The sequence below is a fragment of the Acinetobacter sp. I-MWF genome, from assembly GCF_025433935.1.
Classification (GTDB): domain Bacteria; phylum Pseudomonadota; class Gammaproteobacteria; order Pseudomonadales; family Moraxellaceae; genus Acinetobacter; species Acinetobacter guillouiae.
The window spans coordinates 4,467,123-4,490,401 of the sequence record NZ_JAMBAR010000001.1 but is presented as its reverse complement, the minus strand read 5'-3'; the positions used below and the strand labels follow the sequence as shown (position 1 = coordinate 4,490,401).

Genomic DNA, 23,279 nt, shown 5'->3' with positions numbered 1-23,279 from the left:
CAGATTGATCTGCTTAACTTGAGTAACACTATAGAGGAATCGTTTTTATTTAAGAAACTGAATAAAATTATAATTTTTATTGGATAAAACGATTTTGATATGGGCTTTTATTAAATTTTTATTTTGACTCTATGATCAATATTGTAAATGAGAGGATCTCTTATGATTTTCTCCACACTTCGAAAAGCGTGGAGAAAGAGAGATGTCAACAGACCCTAATCTTGTGCGTCGATACTCTCACCATTCAATGCAAGGCTATCATCTCCCATGAGGTAGAGATAAGCAGGCATGATGGCTTCAGGTGATGGTAAAACCTTTGGATCCTCATCAGGATAAGCTTTGGCACGCATAGCGGTACGGGTCCCACCTGGGTTGATACAGTTATAACGGATATTTGGATAAGTATTTTCTTTGGCAAATATTTTACTAACCGCTTCAATCGCAATTTTTGAAACCGAGTAAGCGCCCCATTGCGCACGTGCTTCGCGTCCTACACCAGAGCTGGCAAAAACGACTGATGCATTTTCAGATTTTTCCAGTAAAGGCAGTAATTCTTGGGTGAGCACAAAGGGTGCACGTAAATTCACCGCCATGACATCATCCCAGACTTCTTCTGGATAATGTGCTAACTCAACACGCTCGCCTAAGATTCCGGCATTATGCAAAATACCATCTAAGCGGCCAAATTGTTGCTCTAGAGTATCGACGAGCAGTTCATAGTCACGTGAAGAGGCAGTAGAAAGCTGCAAAGGAAGAATGGCAGGTTGCGGGGCACCAAGTGATTCAATTTCATCATAAATGACTTCAAGTTTATTGAGCGTGCGACCATGTAACACGACTGTTGCGCCGTGTAAGGCGTAGCTGAGCGCAGCTGCACGTCCAATACCGTCTCCCGCACCCGTAATGAGGATAATTTTATCCTTCAATAAATCTGGGCGAGGTTGATATTCTGAATACTTCATGGGAGACCTCCTATAGTTGTTATGATGTCATTTAGGCTTTGAACGCAATGTCGTTACCCGATTAAACAATGTTTCTCATCATTTAGAATGATTAAATTTTATATGTCTTACTTTGCACTGTTGGAAAAGAACTGCTTCTCGTAAAACAAGTCGAAGTGCCAACAGCGCTATCTTCTATATAAAAACATTGAAACATCATATTCAAGATGTTTCAGTGTTATTTATCATGTTGTTGGGTAAATTGAATGATTTTCTTGGACTTTAACTATTCACAAGTTTTCGAATAACTTGATGTAATTCATCGACATTCTCTACGATACAGTCAGCTTGCCAAGCATTTAAATCATCTTTGTACTGTAATGGTAAATAACCATATGCTGCGAGGATTGTATACATTTGCGCATTACGTCCTGCATCAATATCTCGCGGATGATCACCCACATAGATACATTGTTCAGGTGCAATATCAATTTGCTTTGCTGCCAAATACATCGGCTCAGGATCAGGTTTTGTCTGAGCGACATCTTCAGGGCAGACCAGAACAGCGCAACGTTGTGTGAGGTTCAATGCGTTCAATAGTGATTCACTTAACCAACGTGGTTTATTGGTCACAATACCCCAAGGGATCTGTTGGCTTTCTAACTCTGCCAAAAGTGGATACATACCAGCAAACAGATCTGTGTCTACAGCAATGTCATCACCATACTGATCTAAAAAGCGTTGGCGATGCGCTAAAAAGACTGGATCATCCACTTCAAGTTCTGGATAAACCAGTTTTACCATTGCACGAGCGCCTTCAGACACCTGAGTGCGGATCAAATCCGCATCAACCACAGCGCGCCCTTCTTCTCGACACATATTTTGAATAATACGGATAAAGTCTGCAGCCGTATCAATCAGTGTCCCATCTAAATCAAAAAGAACAGCTTGCATCAAACACCTTCATTCACAGTATAAACCATGTAATTCACATCAACATTGGGCGCAAGCCAGTAATGCTTTGTGAGTGGGTTATAGTGTAAGCCTGTCATATCTTTAAGTTTTAAGCCTGAGTTCCGAATGTCATCTGCAAGTTCAGACGGTTTAATAAATTTATGATAATCATGGGTACCTTTTTTCAATAAACGTAATACATATTCCGCACCAATAATTGCGAATAAATAAGACTTAGGATTACGGTTAATTGTTGAGAAAAACACATGACCATTTGGTTTAACTAACTTTTGACACGCTTGGATGATAGACGCTGGGTCAGGAACGTGTTCCAACATTTCCATGCATGTAACAATATCGTATTGTCCTGCTTGTTCTTCTGCGAGTTGTTCCACAGGAACTTGGCGATATTCGATATTTTGAACATTTTCCTGTTCAGCGTGTAAGCGAGCCACATTCAATGGCGCTGCACCCATGTCGATACCTAAAACATTGGCACCACGACGTGCCATACTTTCAGCCAAAATGCCGCCACCACAGCCCACATCAAGAATTTTTTTGCCTGTAAGACCGTTGGCATGTTCATCAACCCAGTTTAAACGCAGTGGATTGATTTGATGTAAAGGTCTGAACTCAGAGTGTTGATCCCACCATAAGGCAGCAAGTGCTTCAAATTTAGCAATTTCCTGTGGATCAACATTAAGTTGCGACATGCCGGGCACCTCTAAGTAAATTGTTTTAATCAAAAATTAAGTTCAGTTATGCTAGTGTTTGTTAACACTTCGTCTATTTATGAAATATCAACAGACTCTAGTGTAACCATAAATCCAGAAAAAGCGATGAATCGTGTAAAAAACTTCACAGAAGGAAAACGATTTTCCCATATTTGTTTTATAGTGAATGCATAAGCTATACGAGATGACTACGAGGACAATAAAGTCAATGAAAAAATTTATTTTAGGTGGCATGACTGCCATGGTGATGGCGTTTTCTGTAAATGCCATGGCTGCCGATTTTGTTGCAGGTAAAGATTATACCGTGGTGCAAAACCCAGGAAAAGTTTCAGTTCCGGGTAAAATTGAAGTACGTGAGTTTTTTTGGTATGGATGCCCTCACTGCTTTACATTAGAACCGCATATGCAAGCGTGGTTAAAGAAGATCCCTAAAGATGTTAACTTTATCCGTACACCTGCAGCAATGAATCCATTATGGGAACAAGGTGCTCGTGCATATTATGTGAGTGAAGCATTGGGTGTACGTAAACGTACGCATTTGCCTTTATTCCATACCAATCATGCAGGTAATCAGCAAGTTCTACAAAAAGATGCTTTTGCTAAATTCTTTACTCAGTACGGTGTGCCTGAGGCGAAATTTAACAGTATGTATAGTTCTTTTGCGATCACTGCAAAAATTGCTGAATCAAATCAATTGGCACAACAGTACCAGCTTTCAGGGGTGCCTGCTGTTGTGGTAAATGGTAAATATGTGGTTCAAGGTGAAGATGGTAAAGTGACGCAAGTTGTTGACTATCTGATCAATAAAGAACGTAAAGCCAAATAAGCTTTGCTGTTTTTAAAACCCGCAATTGAATTGCGGGTTTTTTATTGCTGATGATATAGAGGCGAGTTTGGGAGATAAATTAAGCTTTATCTCGATCCCAATTTTCGATGCCTTTAAAAATTAAGCGGATTTGCGTCACCGATTGTTTTTTAAGCACCATTTTTTGTAACTCAAGTTCGATGCCTGAGTATTGTCGAGATAAGTTGATCCATGACATTGCCCAAGTAAAAGATAAATTAATCAAAATATTGGTGATCACTTTTAAATCATTTTCATCATGAAAATTTGCGATAACTTCAAACTTTTTTAACGCGTTGGCAAGATCATCATTTAGGAAGTCAATTTCGCGGGCGATGGCTTTACGTACTACCTCTGAACCACCCCAACGTTCTGCGATCATAAAAATCCATTGTTGCGGACTGCTGTCTACAGCCTCAAAAAACAGCGCCATGCTGGTTTTGGTTTTCGCTTCAGGATGCGCTAGGCCTTTGCCTAATTGATGCAAGACATTCTTTAAATACAGCGCAACTTGATCCACCAGCTCTTTACCCAATTCATCCATATCTTGGAAATGGCGATAAAACGCTGTCGGAACCAAACCGACTTCACGGGCAACTTCTCGCAAACTGATACTCGAAAATGAACGACCCGATGTGCTTAAAGTTAAAGCAGCATCAAGTAAAGCCTGACGGCTTTGTTGTTTTCGTTCATCGCGTATCGACATTCTGGTATCCAAAGATTTTTGTTGTGATGAGTCTATCAAAAATAAAAACAAATTAAACGACGAATGTCAGTGTACAGGTGTTGACTGAATTTAAAAAATGATTATAGTGTACATATGTTCACTAAAAGAACGTTTGTTCACTCAATAAATAGCAAGCACAAAGAGGAACGTCACATGAGTAGCTATATGCATTATCAGCCAGAATGGGTTCGTGAGGATTTTGTCGATTTTATCGCTGAAAAAATCAATCCTGTTTGGGCTTGGAAAAAGGTAAAAGCCACGATTATTAAAACTCGTGCATTAAGCCCTGATTTTTATCAAATTCAATTACGTCCAAATCGTAATTTTAAGCATCAACAGTTTAAAGCAGGACAATCTGTTCTTGTCACTGTTGAAATTGCGGGTGTGCGTCAACAACGTAGTTACTCTGTGGTTAAATTTTTGAATAATGGCGATCTGATCATTGCTGTAAAACAGCAGGGTAAAGTCTCCAATGCACTGAGCCAAATGGCTTTTGGTAGCATTGTTGAGTTGTCACAAGCTCAAGGTGATTTTGTTTTAGCTCAAGATGCATCGCCATTGTTATTGATTGCGTCAGGCAGTGGAATTACCGCAATCCATTCTTTATTGCTTGAAGCACTTAAAGATTCAAATCGTCCAATTGATTTAATTTATTTTAGTCGTGATGAGGCTTTTCATACAGATCTAGAACAGCTTTATCAGCAATATGCATTGTTGAATTATCACTATATTCACACAGCTCAGCAAAAGCAGCATTTAACTGTCGAGTTATTGGAAAGTTTGGTTCCTGATTTCAAGCAGCGTCAAAGCTATGCGTGTGGTGCACGTGCAATGATGCAAAGCATCAATCAAATTTTTCAAGATTTGAATATCACAGATCGTTTGAAACAAGAGTATTTCCAGATTGCGGTAGATGAAAGCCTAGAAGCACAACCGATTGTTTTTTTACGCTCACAACAAGAGTTTGCTGCGAAATCAAACCTACTTGAAAGTGCTGAACAAGCGGGATTAAAGCCAACTCATGGTTGTCGTATGGGGATTTGTAATACCTGTACTTGTACCAAAGTGAGTGGTTCGACCAAAAATATGCTGACAGGTGAAATTGACCATGCTTCAAATACACAGATCAAATTGTGTATCAGCCAAGCGATAAGCCCAGTGGTCATTAATCTGTAAATTAAAACAATCATTTCAATAAATTTAAACAACTTCTCGGTCTGTTGAACCTAGGCGTAGGAAGTTGTACCCAAAATTCAGCTAAGGCTTCTAAAAATGAAGTGCTGAGGAGCAAGACAATGAATATGTCAGTTACTTTTCCAAACAGTAAATCGAAACATTTAAACCCAGAACAAACCGCAGAGTTTGGTCGCCGTGTTGATGAAATCCGTCGTGAAATCATGGACAGTTTAGGTGAACAAGATGCCAAGTATATTTATAAAATCCGTAATTTTGTCCGTTATAGTGAAATTGCTTCACGTGCTATGTTGATGTTTGGCGGATGGATTCCACCTGTTTGGGTGGTGGGTACGGGATTGCTGGGAATTTCCAAAATCGTAGAAAATATGGAGCTGGGTCATAATGTTATGCATGGTCAATTCGATTGGTTAAATGATCCAAGTTTGAATGGTGCAAATTACGACTGGGATACCATGGCAACAGGTGATGATTGGAAATACACACATAATTATGTGCATCACACCTATACCAATATTGTCGGTAAAGATCATGATGTGGGTTATGGTTTACTCCGTGTTAGTGAATCACAAAAATGGGAACCGCGCTTTTTGTTTAATATCCCTTTAGCGATTCAATTGATGGTGTTTTTTGAATGGTATGTTGGCTTACAAAATCTACATTTGGAAGATGCACTGATCTATAAAACAAAAACCTGGAAGCAGGTCTGGGCAGATGCGGCAAAATTTCGTAAAAAAGCCCGTCGTCAAATTCTAAAAGATTATGTGTTTTTTCCTGTGATTGCAGGACCAAATGCTTTACCTGTTTTAGCTGGGAATGCCATTGCCAATGTGATCCGCAGTGTGTGGTCTTCAGCGGTGATTTTTAATGGTCATTTCACTGAAGATGCAGAGACTTTTGAAGCCGATAATGTGGAAAATGAAACTCGTGCTGAATGGTATTTACGTCAGATTCGTGGTTCAAGTAACTTTACTGGAACAGACTGTTTGCATATTTTGAGTGGGAATTTAAGTCATCAGATTGAACATCATTTGTTCCCTGATATGCCAGCTAATCGTTATTCAGAAGCTGCTCCAAAAATTAGAGCTTTATGTGCAGAATATGGCATCCACTATAATGAAGCAGATTTCCTGAAACAGTTTGGCAGTGTATGGGTACGTTTAGCCAAATGCTCTTTGCCAAATAGTTTAACAACCACCATTACTCAGTCTTTACAAAAGTTGAAGGGTATTTTTGCTTAAACAAAGTTTTTGCGATGTGTAAGCATTGGGGTTGCTAAGGTATTTATCTTACTTCATAAAATTGCGCAATAGCTGGTTAAAATAGATCCTCAATTGTTGTTAGAAGAACCTTATTGAGTTAAATAAGGTTCTTTTATTGTCTTTAAAATTATCTTTTAGATTCAGTGATTTTTAAATGTTTAGCTAAATTTAGAAAATTTTAAAACGTAGTTTGTATATCTGTTTGTATAGGCGTTTATTTAAGTCGCCACATATAGATTTAGCGAGCAATTTCAAAAACCACCATCTTGTAACAAAACCATCGCTCTGTGATCTGTTATAATAAGTCGCAATATTTTTTGAATCCCATAAGGACAAGCTATGCGTATCGACCAACGTGCATTAGATCAATTACGTGAAGTTAAAATTACCCGTAACTACACCCGTTATGCGGAAGGTTCAGTATTGGTTGAATTTGGTCATACAAAAGTGCTGTGTACTGCAAGTATTGACAATTCAGTGCCACGTTTCCTAAAAGGTCAGGGCCAAGGTTGGGTGACTGCGGAATACGGTATGTTGCCACGTTCTACTCATACACGTAGCGACCGTGAAGCTGCTCGCGGTAAGCAATCTGGTCGTACTCAAGAAATTCAACGTTTGATTGGTCGTAGCTTACGTGCAATGGTGGATTTGAAAAAATTGGGTGAAAACACCATTACCATCGATTGTGATGTGATTCAGGCAGATGGTGGTACACGTACTGCTGCAATTACGGGTGCTGCGGTTGCATTAATTGATGCCATGAATGTACTTCTTGAGAAAAAGAAAATTAAGCACGATCCATTAAAAGGCCTTGTTGCTGCAATTTCTGTCGGCATGTATCAAGATGAAGTATTGCTTGATCTTTGTTATGAAGAAGATTCTAACTGTCAAACTGACTTGAATGTGGTGATGACTCAAGCAGGTGAGTTTATTGAAATTCAAGGGACTGCGGAAGAAAAACCATTTACCCGCGCTCAATCCAATGCAATGCTTGAAATGGCTGAAAAAGGTATTCAGGAATTGGTAAAAAAACAACAAGAAGCGCTTGGTTGGTAATTCGAAAATATTGATATATTTTTATAAACAAAACGCATCTTCGGATGCGTTTTTTATTGCATAAAATTGTTGTAACCTAAGTTGCTTATTTATAAATTAAAACAAATATTTGATATTTATAATATTTTAAGAAATATTCATCAAACTGCCATAAAAACTTCACTCTAGCGTCATACCAGTTGTATTGACTATCCCTACCTTTATTTCATGGATAGGACAATGCGAAATTTTTTGCTGATTTTAGTGACCAGTCTGAGTGTCTTACTCAGTGCTTGTAATGATGATAATGAAAGCTCAACGACGAATCCACAGCCACCCGCTGCGTGTAAAGTACATTGCGCACCATAATAAAAAATAAGGAAATAGAGATGAACCGTCGTGATTTTTTAGCCAATTCAACAAAAACAATATTTGGTACAGCCGCTTTAGCCAGCTTTCCAGCCAGCATCCAAAAAGCTTTAGCCATTGACGCCAAAGTCGAAACAGGCACGATTAAAGATGTAAAACATGTCATCATTTTGACGCAAGAAAATCGCTCGTTTGATAATTATTTTGGAACGTTAAAAGGTGTTCGTGGCTTTGGTGATCGTTTTACGATTCCGCTATCCGACAACCGTAAGATTTGGGAACAATACGATAAAGATAAGAATAAAATCTTTCCCTATCATTTAGACAGTACTCGCGGTAATGCGCAACGTGTTAGTGGTACGCCACACTCATGGACAGATGGACAATTTGCTTGGAATCATGGCCGTATGGGCAATTGGGTACAATATAAGCAACCCCAATCTATGGGATATTACAAACAAAAAGAAGTTGAATTTCAGTTCTCACTTGCCAACGCCTTTACCCTGTGTGATGCATATCATTGTGCAATGCATACAGGAACCAATTCGAATCGTATGTTCTTATGGACAGGTTCAAACGGTCCTAAAGCTGCCGGTGTTGCCAGTGTTGTAAATGACTTGGACAGTATTGGTGCATCAAGCACAGGCTATGATTGGACAACCTATCCTGAGCGCCTACAACAAGCGGGTGTGACGTGGAAAGTTTATCAAAATATGCCCGATAACTTTACCGACAATCCTTTGGCTGGCTTTAAACAATATCGCCGTGCCAATGAATTATCAGGTAAACCTGTAAACAATGACAGCACGTGTCCTGCTTATGATCCTGCCATTGATGCAATACAACCGTTGTATAAAGGGATTGCCAATACGATGCCTGATGGCGGATTTCTCGCTTCATTTAAAGATGATATTGCCAAAGGTCAATTACCTCAAGTCAGCTGGATGGTTGCACCTGCAGCCTATAGTGAGCATCCAGGACCATCAAGCCCTGTACAAGGTGCTTGGTACATTCAGGAAGTTTTAAATGCTTTAACGGAAAACCCTGCAATTTGGAGTCAAACGGTTTTATTGGTCAACTTTGATGAAAATGATGGCTTTTTTGACCACGTTCCATCACCAAGTGCACCTTCAAAAGACGCTTCAGATGTGATGCAAGGTAAAACTACCTTGAGTGATGAACAAATCTCATATGAATACGCTACGCATCCTAAAGCTTCAGCAGGGCAACCTAACTTTACTGATCCAAAAGTCAGCAATGGTGTGGGAGTCTATGGTCCAGGAATACGCGTACCCATGTATGTGATTTCTCCGTGGAGCCGTGGTGGTTGGGTAAATTCACAGGTTTTTGATCATTCGTCTGTTATTCGTTTCTTAGAGCAACGTTTTGGCGTGCAAGAACCGAATATTAGTCCATATCGCCGTGCTGTATGCGGTGATTTAACCACAGCTTTTGACTTTAAAAATCCAAATACCACCGCTATTTCAGACTTGATGGGTAAAAAAACCAAGAATGATGCAGATGCAATTCGTAATGCGCAAGCGTTATTGCCGCCAGTTTCCCGTCCTTTAAGTCAGGTCTATCCTGTTCAAGAGTTAGGAACACGATTGTCTCGGGCATTGCCTTATATTTTACATAGTAGTGCGAAAGTTGATGTGGCAACAAAAACAGTGAAGTTAATGTTCTCCAATACAGGAACACACGCCGCAGTTTTCCATGTTTATGACAAATTGAATTTAGATGCGATTCCTCGTCGTTATATGGTTGAAGCAGGCAAGCAATTGGACGATGTATGGAACGCTTCAAATGGACTCTATGATTTATGGGTATTGGGTCCAAATGGCTTCCATCGTGGCTTTGCAGGAGATTTAGTCAAGTCTGCACAAATAGATGCATTGCCAGAAGTGCGTGTATGTGTTGAAGAGTGTGATCCTAAACTCTATTTAAAAGTTCGTAATGACGCTGCGAAAACAGCAAAATTGACCGTGAAAGCCAATGCTTATCTACCCAATAAGACATGGAATATCGAAACGGCTTCTACAGAAAAGGAGTTGAATTGGAATATGTCTGATTTCGGTGGTTGGTATGATTTTACTGTAACAATAGAGGGTGATAGCACCTTTAAACGTCGTTTTGCTGGGCGTATTGAAACGGGTAAAGACTCATTTTCTGACCCTTATATGGGCTTCATAGAATCTTAATTTTAAATAGCTGAATTTTTATGATTTAAATAAGGTGCGCTTTGCACCTTATTTTTGAGTTGATAAAAGAGCACATAATTTGCGCAAACTTACATGATTAAGATTCCAATCATCTATTTACGTCAATAGATACATAAATCAGCTGAAATCCCTTGTTTCGTATACAGACTCTACAAATCTTTTCATCGACCGATATTTAGAATATTTAAAATTTTAGCAAATGGCAGGCTTATGAAAATACTCATTGTTCTATTCGCCGTGATTACCTTTGTATTGATGGCTGGAGATCCACGCCGTGAAGATTTCGAAAGCAAAGAATTTGACGCAAAAAACAATGAACCGCAACAACAGGCTGAACAACAGCATGATCAAGAAGACTCTGGAGAACCTTCTTGATCATTTGGACAGGACTAGCTTTCAGCTTTAGATTTTAACATCTGATAAGTGAAATTCTTACCATTTAACACATCCATATTCATGTCTTTATACTGTTGTAGAATCTCAGCTTGATTAAATTCACAAGATTTTTGCATTTGCGTGCCTGTCTGATGCACGGTCGTATAACAAGCGCTTACCTTATTTACAAAAGCATAGTAAGGTGAAAGAGGAATATGTGCAGCTTCTAATACTTTGGGTGCTAAGAAATGTGCTGCCACAAAAGGCCCTTTAAATTGCTTTTGATCAATCGGGAAGTTTGCCCAAACTGCAAGCGGTGTTTCAAAGAAGCGCACATCTTTTTTCTCAGCTTTTTCTTGCTCTGATTTAAAGAAGCCATACTCATCGTAAACGCTTTGTAAGTTGGGTAAATGGTCACCAAAGAAAATCACAATTGTTGGGCGATCAAGCTGTTTAACATGCTCAATCAGGGTTTTAAATTTATCGTCAGCACGTTGCATACCCGTTAAATAAGTATTCAGTGCACGTTTACTGTTCTCACTCACACCATCTTTGGTGATTTTAAAATGATCTTTACCAAAGCGATCATCACTGTACATTGGATGATTCTCAACACTGATCGCATAGATAAATTGAGGTTTATCCGTATTTTTAAGCTGATTTTCAATGCTGTTATAAATTAAATCATCAGTAGCCCAACCCGCAGCATTAATATATTTAGCACGGTCAGCCATGTTGATCATATTTTCAATTGAAGTAAAACGGTTAAAACCTAGGTTTTGATAAACTGCGCTACGGTTATAAAAATATTTGCCGTTGTTATGCATTGCAGTTGTTTCATAACCCAATGTATTTAAATACATCGGTAATGAATAAGTTGGACGTTTTAATTTTGAGACATAAGCCAGTTCATTATGATTTAAATAGGTATTTAGACTGGTTAATACTTCAAACTCAACGTTAGCAGTTCCTCCACCAAAGCTTGGAGACAATAAGCTAGAGACCTGATTTTTAGCAATTGTTGGGGTGATGTTAGGTGGAATGCTTTTGTCTAATTTTCTGGCATCCCAATGAGACTCGCTCATCACAAAAACGATATTTGGCAATTGTTTTTGTTGTGACGGATCATCTGATGCTAGATTCGATGGAGATTCTTCATCATGTTCAACTGCCATCGGTTGATAAAAAGCAGCAACTTTTTCTTCAGGAATAACTTGTGTTTGAAAAATTTTATTGTTTAAGCCATCGACCGTTTTGGAAAAAAAGAAGGTCGAAAAACCTAAATATTTAATGGTTAAATGATCACCAATCCAGTCACCACGGGTATTGGGTAGATATTTTGCATATTGGCAAATTGAATTTTTTGCTGCATTGGCACAAGCTTCACTAAAATTATTTTTAAAATTCGCGGTGATAAAGAAACCAAGGATGGCAAAAGATAAAATGCTGTTTGTCAGGAGGAGAGGCTTCGTCCCTAATTTCTCTTTTTTATAGAGAAATACAAATAGTCCAATAAACACTGCAATTGCTGCAAAGACTGCAATTTTGAGCATGATTGGAGAGGCGATAAAGGTTTCTTTAAATAATAAAAAATCACTAGGAACCAAACTTGCAGAAAGATATTGCTCTTTCTTGATATTGATAAAGCTCAGTAAAAAAATAATAAATTGACTAAGTAGAATGGTCGCAAAGGTTTTTCTTAAGATTAAATAAAATAAACTAATAAAGGCGTAGTTTAAGAGAATTGAAAAGCCATATTTATACAGACGTGGTTTTAGATAGATGTCACGTAATTGAAAGAAACGCGTGATATCTTCTTGGTATAAGAAAAAAGCAAATACAGATAAAAAAGCGACAAGTAAAAACAAAACTTGTTGTTTCAAAGTCTTCATTGGCCTAATTACAGGAATGTATTGGAAGCCAAAGATTATAGGCTTATTCAGACGGCTTTTCTATGTAAAAACTGCTTGTTTTGTAAGCAAAATTAAAACTAATCAATAAAAAATAGCAAACTAAAGCATCAACGTTGCCCAAAGAATGTAGATATCCTTTGGGCAATTTTTTTACTGGCTTACACGTTGTATCGCTTCATCATAAGTCGCGCTTGGTTTGTATTGATTGGCCAATTGGTAATGTTGCTTAGCTTGGGCATAATCTTGATTATTTTCATAGATTTTACCCATATTATAGTGAGAATAAGCTTTGGTATTGTTATTGGTCGCTAAAGCAATGGCTTTTTGATTTGCCCATAAAGCTTCTGAGGAACGATTGAGCTTTTGATAAGCAACAGCAAGATTACTATAGGTCTGGCCAACATTTGGATTGTAGTCGATAGACTGTTGATAGAGCATTGCAGCTTGTTCAATCTGGTTGTTTTGATAGGCTTTATCTGCACTTAAATTAAGTGTCTTGGCTCGTTTTTGCGCATCAGCTGAGACAGGAACAATATTTACCCGAGTGGTTTGATTTTGATAATTTGATACTGTTGAACCCACTTGGCTTGCGTTAACCGTGGTTCCTGAAATACGATTGATATCTTGAATTTCACCTTCAGGGCTAATGCGGAATACCGTCCATAAATTACCCGTTTGACCAGTTGGAATATAATAAGAGCGGATCAGTGATTCACCTGCATAGACCATGACTTTGGCTTGGCTATTGGATAAATTGGTCGTAGTTGGTTGAGTCCGATCAGAAAAGTCATGTACTGAATACACATAATATTGACCGTCTAAACGTTTATCAATCGTGACGGTTTCAGGGCCATAAGAGTCGGTGTCATCCACATCCAGATTTGCTGCCAAGCCTTGTTTACTGTCCCAATATACATGCTGATTTTTATAACTTAAGTGTGAATCGAGATCTAAAGGGTTTTGCCCCCAATTCAGTACAATTCGCATACTGTTGAGATCTTTGAGTACAGGACTTAAGGCGTAGGTCATGCCATCACATGGACATTTTGCAACCAGTGTTGAATAACCTGATTTTTTGATAATCAGTAAATTATCTGAACTGTCTATAGTATTACTATTGACTGATGCTCGGCCGCTTGTATTGGTAGAACTTGAGGCAGAGCGCTCACCATTTTTTTGCAAAATCACTTCCGCATTGGCAATATTTTGATCTTTGACTGTTGCACTTAACACATGCACATCGACTGTGTCTGCATGGCTCAGGATCGGAATAGATAATGTGAATAGTGATGAATATAAAATATGTTTTTTCATTGTTTATCTCTTTTGTTGGTGCACGTAATTTGATTGTTATTTAGAAGATCTTTTGCATAAAATTAGCTGATTATTTATTGACTCATCGTTATATTTTGTAATAAAAAAAGCAGTATATAGATACTGCTTTATGGCTCATATGATTGAGTGATTAGGCATTAAAACGCATAGATAAATCAATCGCTTTAACATCTTTGGTCAATACACCCATCGAAATATAGTCAACACCTGTTTGTGCAACTTGACTTAAATTCTCAAGGGTTATATTCCCAGACGCTTCTAATTTACAACGCCCTGCAACATGTTTAACCGCATCAATCATTTGTTGTTGGCTAAAATTATCTAGCATGACGATATCTGCTTTGGCTTCAAGTGCTTGATTCAGTTCATCCCATGTTTCAACTTCGACTTCAACAGGCTTACCTGGTGCGATTTGATGCGCTTTGGCAATTGCTTGAGCAATACCACCGGCAGCCATGATGTGATTTTCTTTAATTAAGAACGCATCGAATAAACCTAGGCGATGGTTTTGACCGCCGCCTACAGCAACTGCGTATTTTTGTGCAATCCTTAAACCCGGCAAAGTTTTACGCGTATCTAATAATTTGGTTGGCGTACCTTCTAGATATTTTACATATTCAGCCGTTTTGGTTGCGACTGCAGATAAAGTTTGCACAAAGTTTAATGCAGGACGCTCAACAGTTAGCAAACTACGCGCAGAACCTGCCAATTTATAAATGGTTTCATTGGCTTTGACCCAGTCACCATCATTTTTAAGCCAAGTAATCTGTACGCTTGGATCATACGCTTTGATCAGCGCATCGACCCAAGGTTGTCCCGCCAAGACCATATCTTCACGCGAAATGATCGTGGCTGTCGCTTGCTCATCTTCTGGTGTGAGTAGGGCAGTAATATCAGCATCGCCAATATCTTCTTGGAGTGCTTGTTGAATATTAATTTGAATAGATTGTTCAAGCAAAGATTCAGGTATGCTCATGGATATCCCTATTTTAGTCACCCTTAAAAACTGAGCGATATATTAGCACTGTCGTTGCAAGTTTGAAGAAGTTTTTATTTTATACAGATAAGGATCTGTTAACATTTCATAAATAGTTTGCGTTGTCGGTCCAAATTAAGCACGAGACGTATACATCGTAAAACATGAATGAGAATAGTGAGACTATTTTTAAGTTTCATAACGCAAACTGAAATGATTTTAGTCGTAACTTGAACAAGAACAAAGCATTACTTTATTCGCAGTGAAAGTCGAAGCTGAGGACTAGAGTATTTTTTGCCGCTACATGTTACCTTGCGAAACGATGTTTCTCATCATTTAGAATGACTAAATTTCGTATTTCGTGCCTTGTATCGCCTAAAAAATACTCGTCGTCGCAAACATAGACGAATTGTCAACAGACCCGAGAGTACACTAAAATATTGAAAATCAGCTTTATTGAAAATAGAAAAATTCTGTAGGAATAAGATATGCAATCTGCACCACAGTTTCAGGTCGTGAATGGTCAATTGATTGGCGCAAGACAAGTCCCATCTCCTAACTATAATCAACGCCCTGAAAATACAGAGATTCAGCTGATTGTGATTCACAATATTAGTTTGCCACCTTCACAATTTGGTGGAGGTTATATTGAACAGTTTTTTCAAAATCAACTGGATTGGTCAGTCCATCCTTATTTTCAAACCATCGAGGGTATGCAGGTTTCTGCACATTTATTGATTTTAAGAACTGGTGAAATTATCCAGTTTGTTAATTTTAATGATCGGGCTTGGCATGCAGGACGTTCAGCTTATCTGGGTAAAGTTGAGTGTAATGACTATTCAATTGGCATTGAGCTTGAGGGAAGTGATGATCGCGATTTTGAAGCGATCCAATATCAACAACTGGTTGATGTGGTTGCCACTTTGCAACACGCTTATCCAAAAACTGATCATCATTTAACAGGGCATTCTGATATTGCCTCAGGACGAAAAACTGATCCTGGACCACATTTTCAATGGCAGCAGTTTAGAGAAAGTTTGAATCAGAAAAAATTAAGAGTAGAACAACCGAAGTAAATAAGCGTCTGTTTATGATTTAACAACGCAATTTTAAGAATATTTAATTACAATAGCGACTTTATTTTAACTAGGTGAATACGATGGCGCTGTGGCGATCCACCTTTATTGTCAGTGCAATGACCATGTTGTCACGAGTCTTGGGCTTAGTCAGAGATATGGTTTTGCTCAATGTGTTTGGGGCAGGTAAGGATTTTGACACCTTTGTGGTTGCTTTTCGTATTCCCAATTTTTTCAGGCGTTTATTTGCAGAAGGGGCTTTTTCGCAAGCCTTTATTCCCGTACTCACCGAATATAAAACTACAAAACTGCATGCAGAAGTACAGATTCTTATTAGTCGTGTGTTTGGCTGTTTGTTAATGGTGATGTCGCTGTTAACCTTGATCAGTATGATCATTGCACCTGTGATCTTGTATGTCTATGCACCCGGTTTTCATAACGATCCTGCAAAATTTGATCTGGCTGTAGATATGTTTCGTTTAACGATTCCATATCTGATGTTTATGTCATTGACTGCATTTGCCAGCAGTATTTTGAATAGTTATGGTTCTTTTGCTTCGCCAGCGTTTTCGCCTGTATTACTCAACGTGGCAATGATTGCTGGTGCTTGGTGGTTAGCCCCGCATATGGCTCAACCGATCATGGCTTTAGGATGGGCTGTGGTTGCAGCAGGGGTTTTGCAACTTGCGATTCAAATCCCTGAATTATGGAATAAAAAATTACTGATTCCACCTAAAGTTGATTTTAAACATGAGGGTGTAGACCGAATTCTAAAACTGATGTTGCCCGCTTTATTTGGTGTATCAGTCACTCAGATTAATTTATTACTAAATACAATTTGGGCGTCATTCATGCAAGATGGTTCAGTGTCATGGTTATATAGTGCCGAACGCATGACTGAGTTACCACTTGGATTGATTGGTGTTGCAATCGGTACAGTGATTCTTCCGTCTCTTTCCGTGAGTAAAGCAGAGCAAGATCAGGCCAAGTTCCGTAGAATGTTGGATTGGGCTGCTCGCGTGATTGTCTTGGTGGGGGTGCCAGCCAGTATTGCTTTGTTCATGTTATCTACACCAATCATTCAAGCACTTTTCCAGCATGGGGCTTTTGATGCACGTGATACGCAAATGACCGCTATGGCGTTGCAATGTATGAGTGGTGGTGTACTGGCATTTATGTTGATTAAAGTCTTTGCACCAGGTTTTTATGCCATTCAGGACACCAAAACCCCTGTACGTGTCGGCTTAATGGCAGTTGCAGCCAATGCGATTTTAAACATTATCTTTATTGGTATTTTTAAATTGATTGATTGGCAAGCCGAGCATATGGCCTTAGCCATTGCTTCTTCAGGCTCAGCCTTGGTCAATGCTGGGATGTTATATTTTTATTTACATAAGAAAAATATTTTCCGTTTTGGTGCGCATTGGAAAAAATTATTTGTTCAATTTGCCATTGCCAATATTGTGATGATTGGCGCGCTATGGTTTGCTTTAACTTGGTATGATGGCACAGCCTCACAATGGCTTCGAATTCTTGAAGTTATAGGATTATGTTTGGTCGGTATTGTGGCTTATGGTATTGCACTGCTTGCTGCAGGATTTAGACCAAGACATTTAAAGCACTAAAATTAAGACCAATCAATAGAATATAAATGAGATAGCTTTTACTTTGAGCATCATTCAATCATAAGTGATGTATCTAGTGCATGGTGACAAGGATGTCACCATAGCGTTTGGGGAATTTAAATTCTAAATATAGATACAGTACTGTAAGTTTGACCAAGGGATGAATTTGCATCTATGAAATACGATAAGATTTTTTATTAGAGCATAAAAAACATCGCAATTGAGCGATGCTTTTTATTTTTAAAACTATTTCGCATTGAAACTAAGGTAAAACTTTTAATAGTTCTACATCAAAAATTAAGGTGCTGTTTGGACCAATCGCATCACCCGCACCAATCTCGCCGTAGGCAAGTTTTGCTGGAATAAAGAAACGATATTTCGCGCCTTCTTTCATCAGTTGCAAACCTTCAGTCCAACCTTGAATCACTTGGCTAACTTGAAATTCTACAGCTTCATTTCGTGCAAAAGAACTGTCAAATACGGTGCCATCAAGCAAACGACCTTCATAGTTTACAGAGACTTTAGACTTGGCTGATGGTGATTTTCCAGTACCTTGTTGTAAAACACTATACTGCAAACCACTTGGGCGAGTAATTACGCCTGTTTTCTTCGCATTTTCTACAAGAAAAGCTTCACCTTGTTTGGCATTTACATCTGCAGCTTGTTTAAACTCTAGCATTTGTTTTGCTTCGGTTTGCTGTTTATATTGTGCAAGAGCTTTTGCCATTTCTTCATCAGTTAAGCTTGCTTTCTGGCCTGTGGAACCTTCTTTGATGCCTTGGATAAAGGCGTTTAAATTAATTTGTTTTAAGGTATCGGCATTGGTACGTCCCATGACATAACCATAGCTATAACCCAGTTGATCTTGTTGGGAGCTTTTATTGTTAATCGGTGCTGAGAAAGCTGCACTACTCAGCAGACTAAGACTAAGCACAATAAGTGTTTTTTTCATAATTAAAATCCAAAAAAGGAGAGTAAATCTCTCCTTTTCTTAAATGTTATTTAACTTTAACAAGTTCAACATCAAAAATTAAAGTGCTGTTTGGAGGAATTGTGCCAGGAACACCTTGTTCACCATAAGCCAATTTTGCAGGGATATATAAGGTTGCTTTACCGCCTTCCTTCATGAGTTGTAAACCTTCAGTCCAACCTGGAATCACTTGATTTAAAGGAAACTCAACTGGTTGACCACGATCATATGAACTGTCGAATACTTTGCCATCTAACAACTGACCTTTGTAATGTACCGTGACTTGAGAAGTAGCAGCAGGCTGTTTACCTGTACCTTCTTTGGTGATTTTATATTGCAATCCTGAAGCTGTTGTTTTAACACCTTCTTTTTTCGCATTTTCAGCTAAGAATGAGTCATTTGATGAGGCTGTTTCTTTGCTTTGTTGTAATTGCTTTTGTTGCATTTCTTTTTGGAAGTCAACATACGCAGCTTGTAATTCTTCATCTGTATAGGCACGTTGTTTTTTAGCATGGCCGTCACGAATACCACTGATAAATGTATTCACATCGACTTCAGGTGGCGTTTGGCTCGCAACTTCATAACCAAGTGCATAACTAATTTTTTCTACAGGTTTAGCATTTTTTGACATAGAGTGACTGTTTACATCAGCAGGATGTTGAGATGCATAATAAACAGGTACAAGTGCAGCACCACCTAAGATTACAGCAATTGCGATGGGTAAGGCTTTACTCATAAAAATTTCCAAATTTTAATCTTTTAAGAGGCTAATTTGATCATTAGCATAATCTGCTCAAGCATATAACTTCTTCATCATAAACGATATAGTTATCTGATGAAGACAACTAAAAATATACAGTTATATTGATCAAAAAATTGGCACAAAAAAGCCAGATTGAATCTGGCTTTTTTGCTACTCATTCGATATCAGTCATCTTTGGATGCGGTGTAGGCATAAGCATAATTATAGCCATAATTACCTCCAGCAGTTGCTTGAACATCATTGAGAATAATACCATTCACTTTGCTTCCCGCCTGTTCAAAGCGATTGATGGTTAATTCGAGTTCTTTCATCTGTGTTTTTGCATATCGTGCAACCACAAGATTTACACCTGCAAATTGAGAAATGATGATGCCATCAGTTACTGCTAAGATAGGCGGTGTATCGATAATAATATGATCATATTGCTGGGAAAGCTGTTCCAATAATTCGCTAAGACGATCTGAACTAAGCATTTCAGCAGCATGACTATGGTTTTTACCGCGTGGCAGAAAATCTAAATGATTTACAGTATTTGAATGAACAATGCATTGCTCAAGCGAACTTTGACCTGCTAAATACTCAGTTAAACCTGGTGAAGTGTCATGACTAAAATATTTATGTAAATAACCTCTGCGTATATCGGCATCAATCAATAAGACTTTCTTATTCCCTTGTGCAAAAATAGCAGCGAGGTTGGTCGAAATAAATGATTTACCAATTTCTGGAGCGGGTCCTGAAATGGCAATAATATTATTTTTTGCTTTATTTAAAGCAAAGTGAATCGTGGTACGAATACTACGCAAGCTTTCAATGGCAATATCTTCACTATTTTTTGCCGCAAGAATAGGAATCGACTTTTTCTTTTTCAGCAATTGTACTCGGCTTTCTTGAATCGGAGAGCGGGGTACAGTGGCATACACCGGGAGATCAAGTTCATTTTCAATACGACTTGAATCTTTAATCCCTGACGAAAGCATATTACGCAGTAATGCAATCATAACGCCAATAAAGCCACCGACAAAAATGGAAAGAAGTAGCACAATCAATTTTCTTGGCTTAATTGGTTTCACAGGTTCTACTGCAGTATCAATGATACGAACATTACCAATTTCACCCGCTTTAACAATCTTTAATTGCTGGTAGCTGTTTAATAGTGATGTATAGAGTTCGGTATTGACTTTAACATCACGATAGAGTTGTAAATATAAACGTTGTGTTTCAGGTAAACGTTTAATGGCCTGATTCAGCTCAGTTGATTTTTTATCAATCGCAGCAAGCTGTGCATTAATCTCCGTCATCAATGGATGATCAGGGGTATATTTAGCAGAGTACTCAGCTTGTTTTTGTTTTAACTCGATCCGCATTTTTTCCAATTCAACATTTTGCTTTAACATCAACTCTGATTCTTGAGTGACGTCCACAGTATTGTATTGCTCACGGAATTTATTGAATTTAATTTCTGATTCTTCAAGCTGCTGTTTTAGTTCTGGTAACTGTTGGTCGAGAAAACTTAAGGTTTGTTTAGACTCTAAGCTTTTACGTTCAATATTCTGTTCATGATAAACACTCAGAATATTGTTGAGAACCTGAGTAATATGCTGCTGATCATTTCCGTTATAACTGAGGCCTATGACACCTGTCATTTTTCCTTTTTCAGCCACAGAATAATTTGTTTGAATTAATTTAACAGCTGAAGGGAGAGAAAGTTTAGTGATGGTAAAGTCTTGTTGAAATGGATTGAGACTATTAATTTGAATCGACCATAATCCCTTGTTGTCTTGAGATTGGTTGAGCCGATTGAGCGTGCCTTGAAATACAACTTGGTCTTTATAAGCTAAACTAAATTGCTTCTTATCTATAAATTTTAAAGTGAGTTTTTTATCATAATAATATTCTGGAATATCTAGCTTTAAAATAGAAAAATTAAACTGATTTTTTTTAAAATCAACTGCTTGGGCGCTATAAATAAGTTTAGATTTTTCTTTGGACACTAATTTATGAAAGAAAGTATCTACATTGTCTTGAATCTGAATATTTAAGTTCAAATTCTGAATCACTTTACCAAGTACAAGTCGCGAATTTAAGATTTCTATTTCAGCATCAGCTGGTGATTTTTGCCCCAAACCTCCTGCAACATCTTTGAGTTCCCCCATAAGGGCCGCAGAGGCAGCACTTTTACCATCTTCAACCTGAACCATTGCATCTGTAGAATAGAGGGGTGATGTTACACGTAAATAAAGTAAGGCACAGATTAAAGTTAAAATGACACAAAGCGCAATCACTTTCCATTGAGCGATTAAAGAGAAAAATAACTCTTTTAAGTCAATCGTATCATCATTAGTTTTTGAATTTTGGTTCATAGGTAAACAACTAATTAAAATTTATAGATGTGATTGCCAGTCATTGGCATAAGTTTGGATATTTTTACATGTTTCATCAAAAAAAGCTTGATCATGTTTGTATGGGTCAGGCACATTTTGATCTTGCCAGTGTCCTAAACGGAAAACCTTGCCTTTGGCAAAGGGCCATTTCTGCTCAATATGTTGTGATTGGTTTTTGCTCATCACTAGAACAAGATCGGCCTTTTTGATCAACTCTGCATTTATTTGTCGTGCAATATGGGAACGCATATCAATATTTAGGGCATCCATACAAGCAATGGCTTTATTATCAGCTGAATGACCGACCATCGCAGCAAGCCCTGCGGATTCTATTTTTAGATCAGGATGGCTTTGTTTTAAAAAAAATTCTGCCATTGGACTACGACAAATATTGCCAACACAAACCACTAATATGTTTTGAATCTGCATCCTATTTACCCAATTGATCAAAGCTATATAGAGCACTTGAGAACGGAATTACTTGATTCATAATACGTTGCCAGCGGGTTAAACCTGTTGCATCAATATAGACGATATCATTTTTTTGCATCGCAAATTGATTGGCTAAAGCCAAATTTCCTAAACTACTTAAGTTAAGATGATAAATTGTAGACTGTTTGGTGCTAAGGTCAGTACGCATCACATAAATACGTGCAGCACTTGCTGAAGTAGGGTTAATTCCTTCACTTTCACCAAGTACATCACTCAGAGTCATACCTTGATCTCGTAATGTCAGGGCTTGACTGCGACTGGATTCACCCATGACATAGAGTTTTTGATCTTGTTTAGTATTGACGAAAATGGTGTCATTGGGTTGGATTAATAATTGATGCAGGGACAATCCTTGTTTTTCTAACTGAATGGTATTCAGGTTATAGGTTTGTCCGTTTCTGATCAGCTGAATATTGGTGGTATCACCAGTTTTAGTGTCTACACCACCCGCCTGACCTAGTGCAGTATAAATACTAATAGGTTGGTCGTTTAATGTATATTGTCCACTACGTATGACTTGGCCATTGACAAAATAGCGGCGACCTTCATAAGACAATACACGGACAACAACATCAGGATGCTTTAGATATTTAGCAAATTGATTATGTAAAAAACGATTAGTTTCGGCTAAAGTTTTACCTGCAATATGCACTGAACCCACTAAAGGTAATTGAACATTACCATTTGGATCAATGGGGTAACCAACAGCTTTAATATTGGTTGCATCTTGGATTGGTGGGGTAATTTCAGGATACGCCCAAAGCTGAATTGAAAGAACATCACCAGCGCTTAAACGATAAATATTTTGTGAGCTATTGAATAACGATACAAGATTATTTGAACTTAATTGGCTAGTTGTATTTAGATTTGGAATATTATTTTGATTCAGTTGTACAACGGAAAGTTCAGCACCTTGATCAGTTCTATATTGACCTTGTTCAGGCAGATCATAGGTTTGAAGTCCTGAAGTGATCGCACAACCAGAAAACGAAATCGAAATCGCTAAAATTGTAAACAGTGATGTGTACGGATACTTCACATTCAAAACCCTTATTTTATATTGCGTTGTTGCTTAGAATCTAATCTTGAAA

Annotated in this window: 21 protein-coding genes; 9 read left to right on the top strand and 12 right to left on the bottom strand. The window is 38.1% G+C overall.

The features are described from left to right. Positions 1-215 precede the first annotated feature (215 nt). From M2R48_RS20755 to ubiG, 3 genes are all read right to left on the bottom strand, one after another. Positions 216-962 (bottom strand): YciK family oxidoreductase, encoded by a 747-nt coding sequence (locus M2R48_RS20755; RefSeq protein ID WP_004723535.1) that lies wholly within the window; start codon positions 960-962, stop codon positions 216-218. 261 nt (positions 963-1,223) lie between these two features. After that, positions 1,224-1,898 (bottom strand): HAD family hydrolase, encoded by a 675-nt coding sequence (locus M2R48_RS20750; RefSeq protein WP_262087379.1) that lies wholly within the window; start codon positions 1,896-1,898, stop codon positions 1,224-1,226. Beyond that, complete coding sequence (gene ubiG / locus M2R48_RS20745; protein ID WP_262087378.1) at positions 1,895-2,608, bottom strand: bifunctional 2-polyprenyl-6-hydroxyphenol methylase/3-demethylubiquinol 3-O-methyltransferase UbiG; 714 nt, start codon at positions 2,606-2,608, stop codon at positions 1,895-1,897. The genes M2R48_RS20750 and ubiG overlap by 4 nt, the downstream gene beginning before the upstream one ends. A gap of 229 nt (positions 2,609-2,837) precedes the next feature. Here ubiG and M2R48_RS20740 point away from each other — a divergent pair, with 229 nt between their 5' ends. Continuing rightward, positions 2,838-3,455, top strand: coding sequence for a thiol:disulfide interchange protein DsbA/DsbL (locus tag M2R48_RS20740; protein WP_004723532.1), 618 nt, complete (start codon positions 2,838-2,840; stop codon positions 3,453-3,455). A 79-nt stretch (positions 3,456-3,534) separates the two neighbouring features. Here the strand turns inward: M2R48_RS20740 and M2R48_RS20735 are convergent, their stop codons facing one another. Beyond that, positions 3,535-4,179 carry a TetR family transcriptional regulator gene (locus tag M2R48_RS20735; RefSeq protein WP_209828850.1) on the bottom strand — a complete coding sequence of 215 codons (645 nt, stop codon included), beginning with the start codon at positions 4,177-4,179 and terminating at the stop codon, positions 3,535-3,537. A 174-nt stretch (positions 4,180-4,353) separates the two neighbouring features. Between M2R48_RS20735 and M2R48_RS20730 the strand changes: the two genes are divergently transcribed. From M2R48_RS20730 to M2R48_RS20705, 6 genes are all read left to right on the top strand, one after another. Continuing rightward, positions 4,354-5,376 carry a ferredoxin reductase gene (locus M2R48_RS20730; protein WP_262087377.1) on the top strand — a complete coding sequence of 341 codons (1,023 nt, stop codon included), beginning with the start codon at positions 4,354-4,356 and terminating at the stop codon, positions 5,374-5,376. Positions 5,377-5,495: 119 nt separating this feature from the next. Next, positions 5,496-6,635, top strand: a complete 1,140-nt coding sequence (locus tag M2R48_RS20725; protein ID WP_410004171.1) for a fatty acid desaturase family protein — start codon at positions 5,496-5,498, stop codon at positions 6,633-6,635. 360 nt (positions 6,636-6,995) lie between these two features. Next, entirely contained in the window at positions 6,996-7,712 is a 717-nt protein-coding gene (gene rph / locus M2R48_RS20720; protein ID WP_004723527.1) for a ribonuclease PH, read from the top strand. A gap of 219 nt (positions 7,713-7,931) precedes the next feature. Then, positions 7,932-8,060: a hypothetical protein gene (locus M2R48_RS20715; protein ID WP_262087376.1), complete on the top strand. Its 129-nt coding sequence runs from the start codon at positions 7,932-7,934 to the stop codon at positions 8,058-8,060. 20 nt (positions 8,061-8,080) lie between these two features. Further along, positions 8,081-10,261, top strand: coding sequence for a phosphocholine-specific phospholipase C (locus tag M2R48_RS20710; RefSeq protein WP_262087375.1), 2,181 nt, complete (start codon positions 8,081-8,083; stop codon positions 10,259-10,261). A gap of 231 nt (positions 10,262-10,492) precedes the next feature. After that, positions 10,493-10,657, top strand: coding sequence for a hypothetical protein (locus M2R48_RS20705; RefSeq protein ID WP_262087374.1), 165 nt, complete (start codon positions 10,493-10,495; stop codon positions 10,655-10,657). A 14-nt stretch (positions 10,658-10,671) separates the two neighbouring features. Here M2R48_RS20705 and M2R48_RS20700 read toward each other — a convergent pair whose 3' ends face one another. From M2R48_RS20700 to nadC, 3 genes are all read right to left on the bottom strand, one after another. After that, positions 10,672-12,549, bottom strand: a complete 1,878-nt coding sequence (locus M2R48_RS20700) for an LTA synthase family protein (protein ID WP_262087373.1) — start codon at positions 12,547-12,549, stop codon at positions 10,672-10,674. A 171-nt stretch (positions 12,550-12,720) separates the two neighbouring features. Continuing rightward, positions 12,721-13,884, bottom strand: a complete 1,164-nt coding sequence (locus tag M2R48_RS20695) for a tetratricopeptide repeat protein (protein WP_262087371.1) — start codon at positions 13,882-13,884, stop codon at positions 12,721-12,723. 151 nt (positions 13,885-14,035) lie between these two features. Next, complete coding sequence (gene nadC / locus M2R48_RS20690) at positions 14,036-14,881, bottom strand: carboxylating nicotinate-nucleotide diphosphorylase (RefSeq protein WP_004823617.1); 846 nt, start codon at positions 14,879-14,881, stop codon at positions 14,036-14,038. 488 nt (positions 14,882-15,369) lie between these two features. On the opposite strand from nadC, the gene ampD reads away from it, so the two are divergent. Together ampD and murJ are read left to right on the top strand one after the other, a co-directional pair. Continuing rightward, complete coding sequence (gene ampD / locus M2R48_RS20685) at positions 15,370-15,957, top strand: 1,6-anhydro-N-acetylmuramyl-L-alanine amidase AmpD (protein ID WP_262087369.1); 588 nt, start codon at positions 15,370-15,372, stop codon at positions 15,955-15,957. 74 nt (positions 15,958-16,031) lie between these two features. Then, complete coding sequence (murJ, locus tag M2R48_RS20680; RefSeq protein ID WP_262087367.1) at positions 16,032-17,582, top strand: murein biosynthesis integral membrane protein MurJ; 1,551 nt, start codon at positions 16,032-16,034, stop codon at positions 17,580-17,582. A gap of 262 nt (positions 17,583-17,844) precedes the next feature. On the opposite strand, the gene M2R48_RS20675 is transcribed toward murJ, so the two are convergent. The 5 genes from M2R48_RS20675 to M2R48_RS20655 form a co-directional block, all read right to left on the bottom strand. Then, positions 17,845-18,534 (bottom strand): FKBP-type peptidyl-prolyl cis-trans isomerase, encoded by a 690-nt coding sequence (locus M2R48_RS20675; RefSeq protein WP_004723517.1) that lies wholly within the window; start codon positions 18,532-18,534, stop codon positions 17,845-17,847. Positions 18,535-18,580: 46 nt separating this feature from the next. After that, on the bottom strand, positions 18,581-19,288 hold the full coding sequence (locus M2R48_RS20670) for an FKBP-type peptidyl-prolyl cis-trans isomerase (RefSeq protein WP_004723516.1): 708 nt from the start codon (positions 19,286-19,288) through the stop codon (positions 18,581-18,583). A gap of 191 nt (positions 19,289-19,479) precedes the next feature. After that, complete coding sequence (locus tag M2R48_RS20665) at positions 19,480-21,675, bottom strand: polysaccharide biosynthesis tyrosine autokinase (protein ID WP_262087365.1); 2,196 nt, start codon at positions 21,673-21,675, stop codon at positions 19,480-19,482. Positions 21,676-21,696: 21 nt separating this feature from the next. Continuing rightward, entirely contained in the window at positions 21,697-22,125 is a 429-nt protein-coding gene (locus tag M2R48_RS20660) for a low molecular weight protein-tyrosine-phosphatase (protein WP_262087363.1), read from the bottom strand. Position 22,126: 1 nt separating this feature from the next. Next, positions 22,127-23,227: a polysaccharide biosynthesis/export family protein gene (locus M2R48_RS20655; RefSeq protein WP_262087360.1), complete on the bottom strand. Its 1,101-nt coding sequence runs from the start codon at positions 23,225-23,227 to the stop codon at positions 22,127-22,129. Positions 23,228-23,279 lie beyond the last annotated feature (52 nt).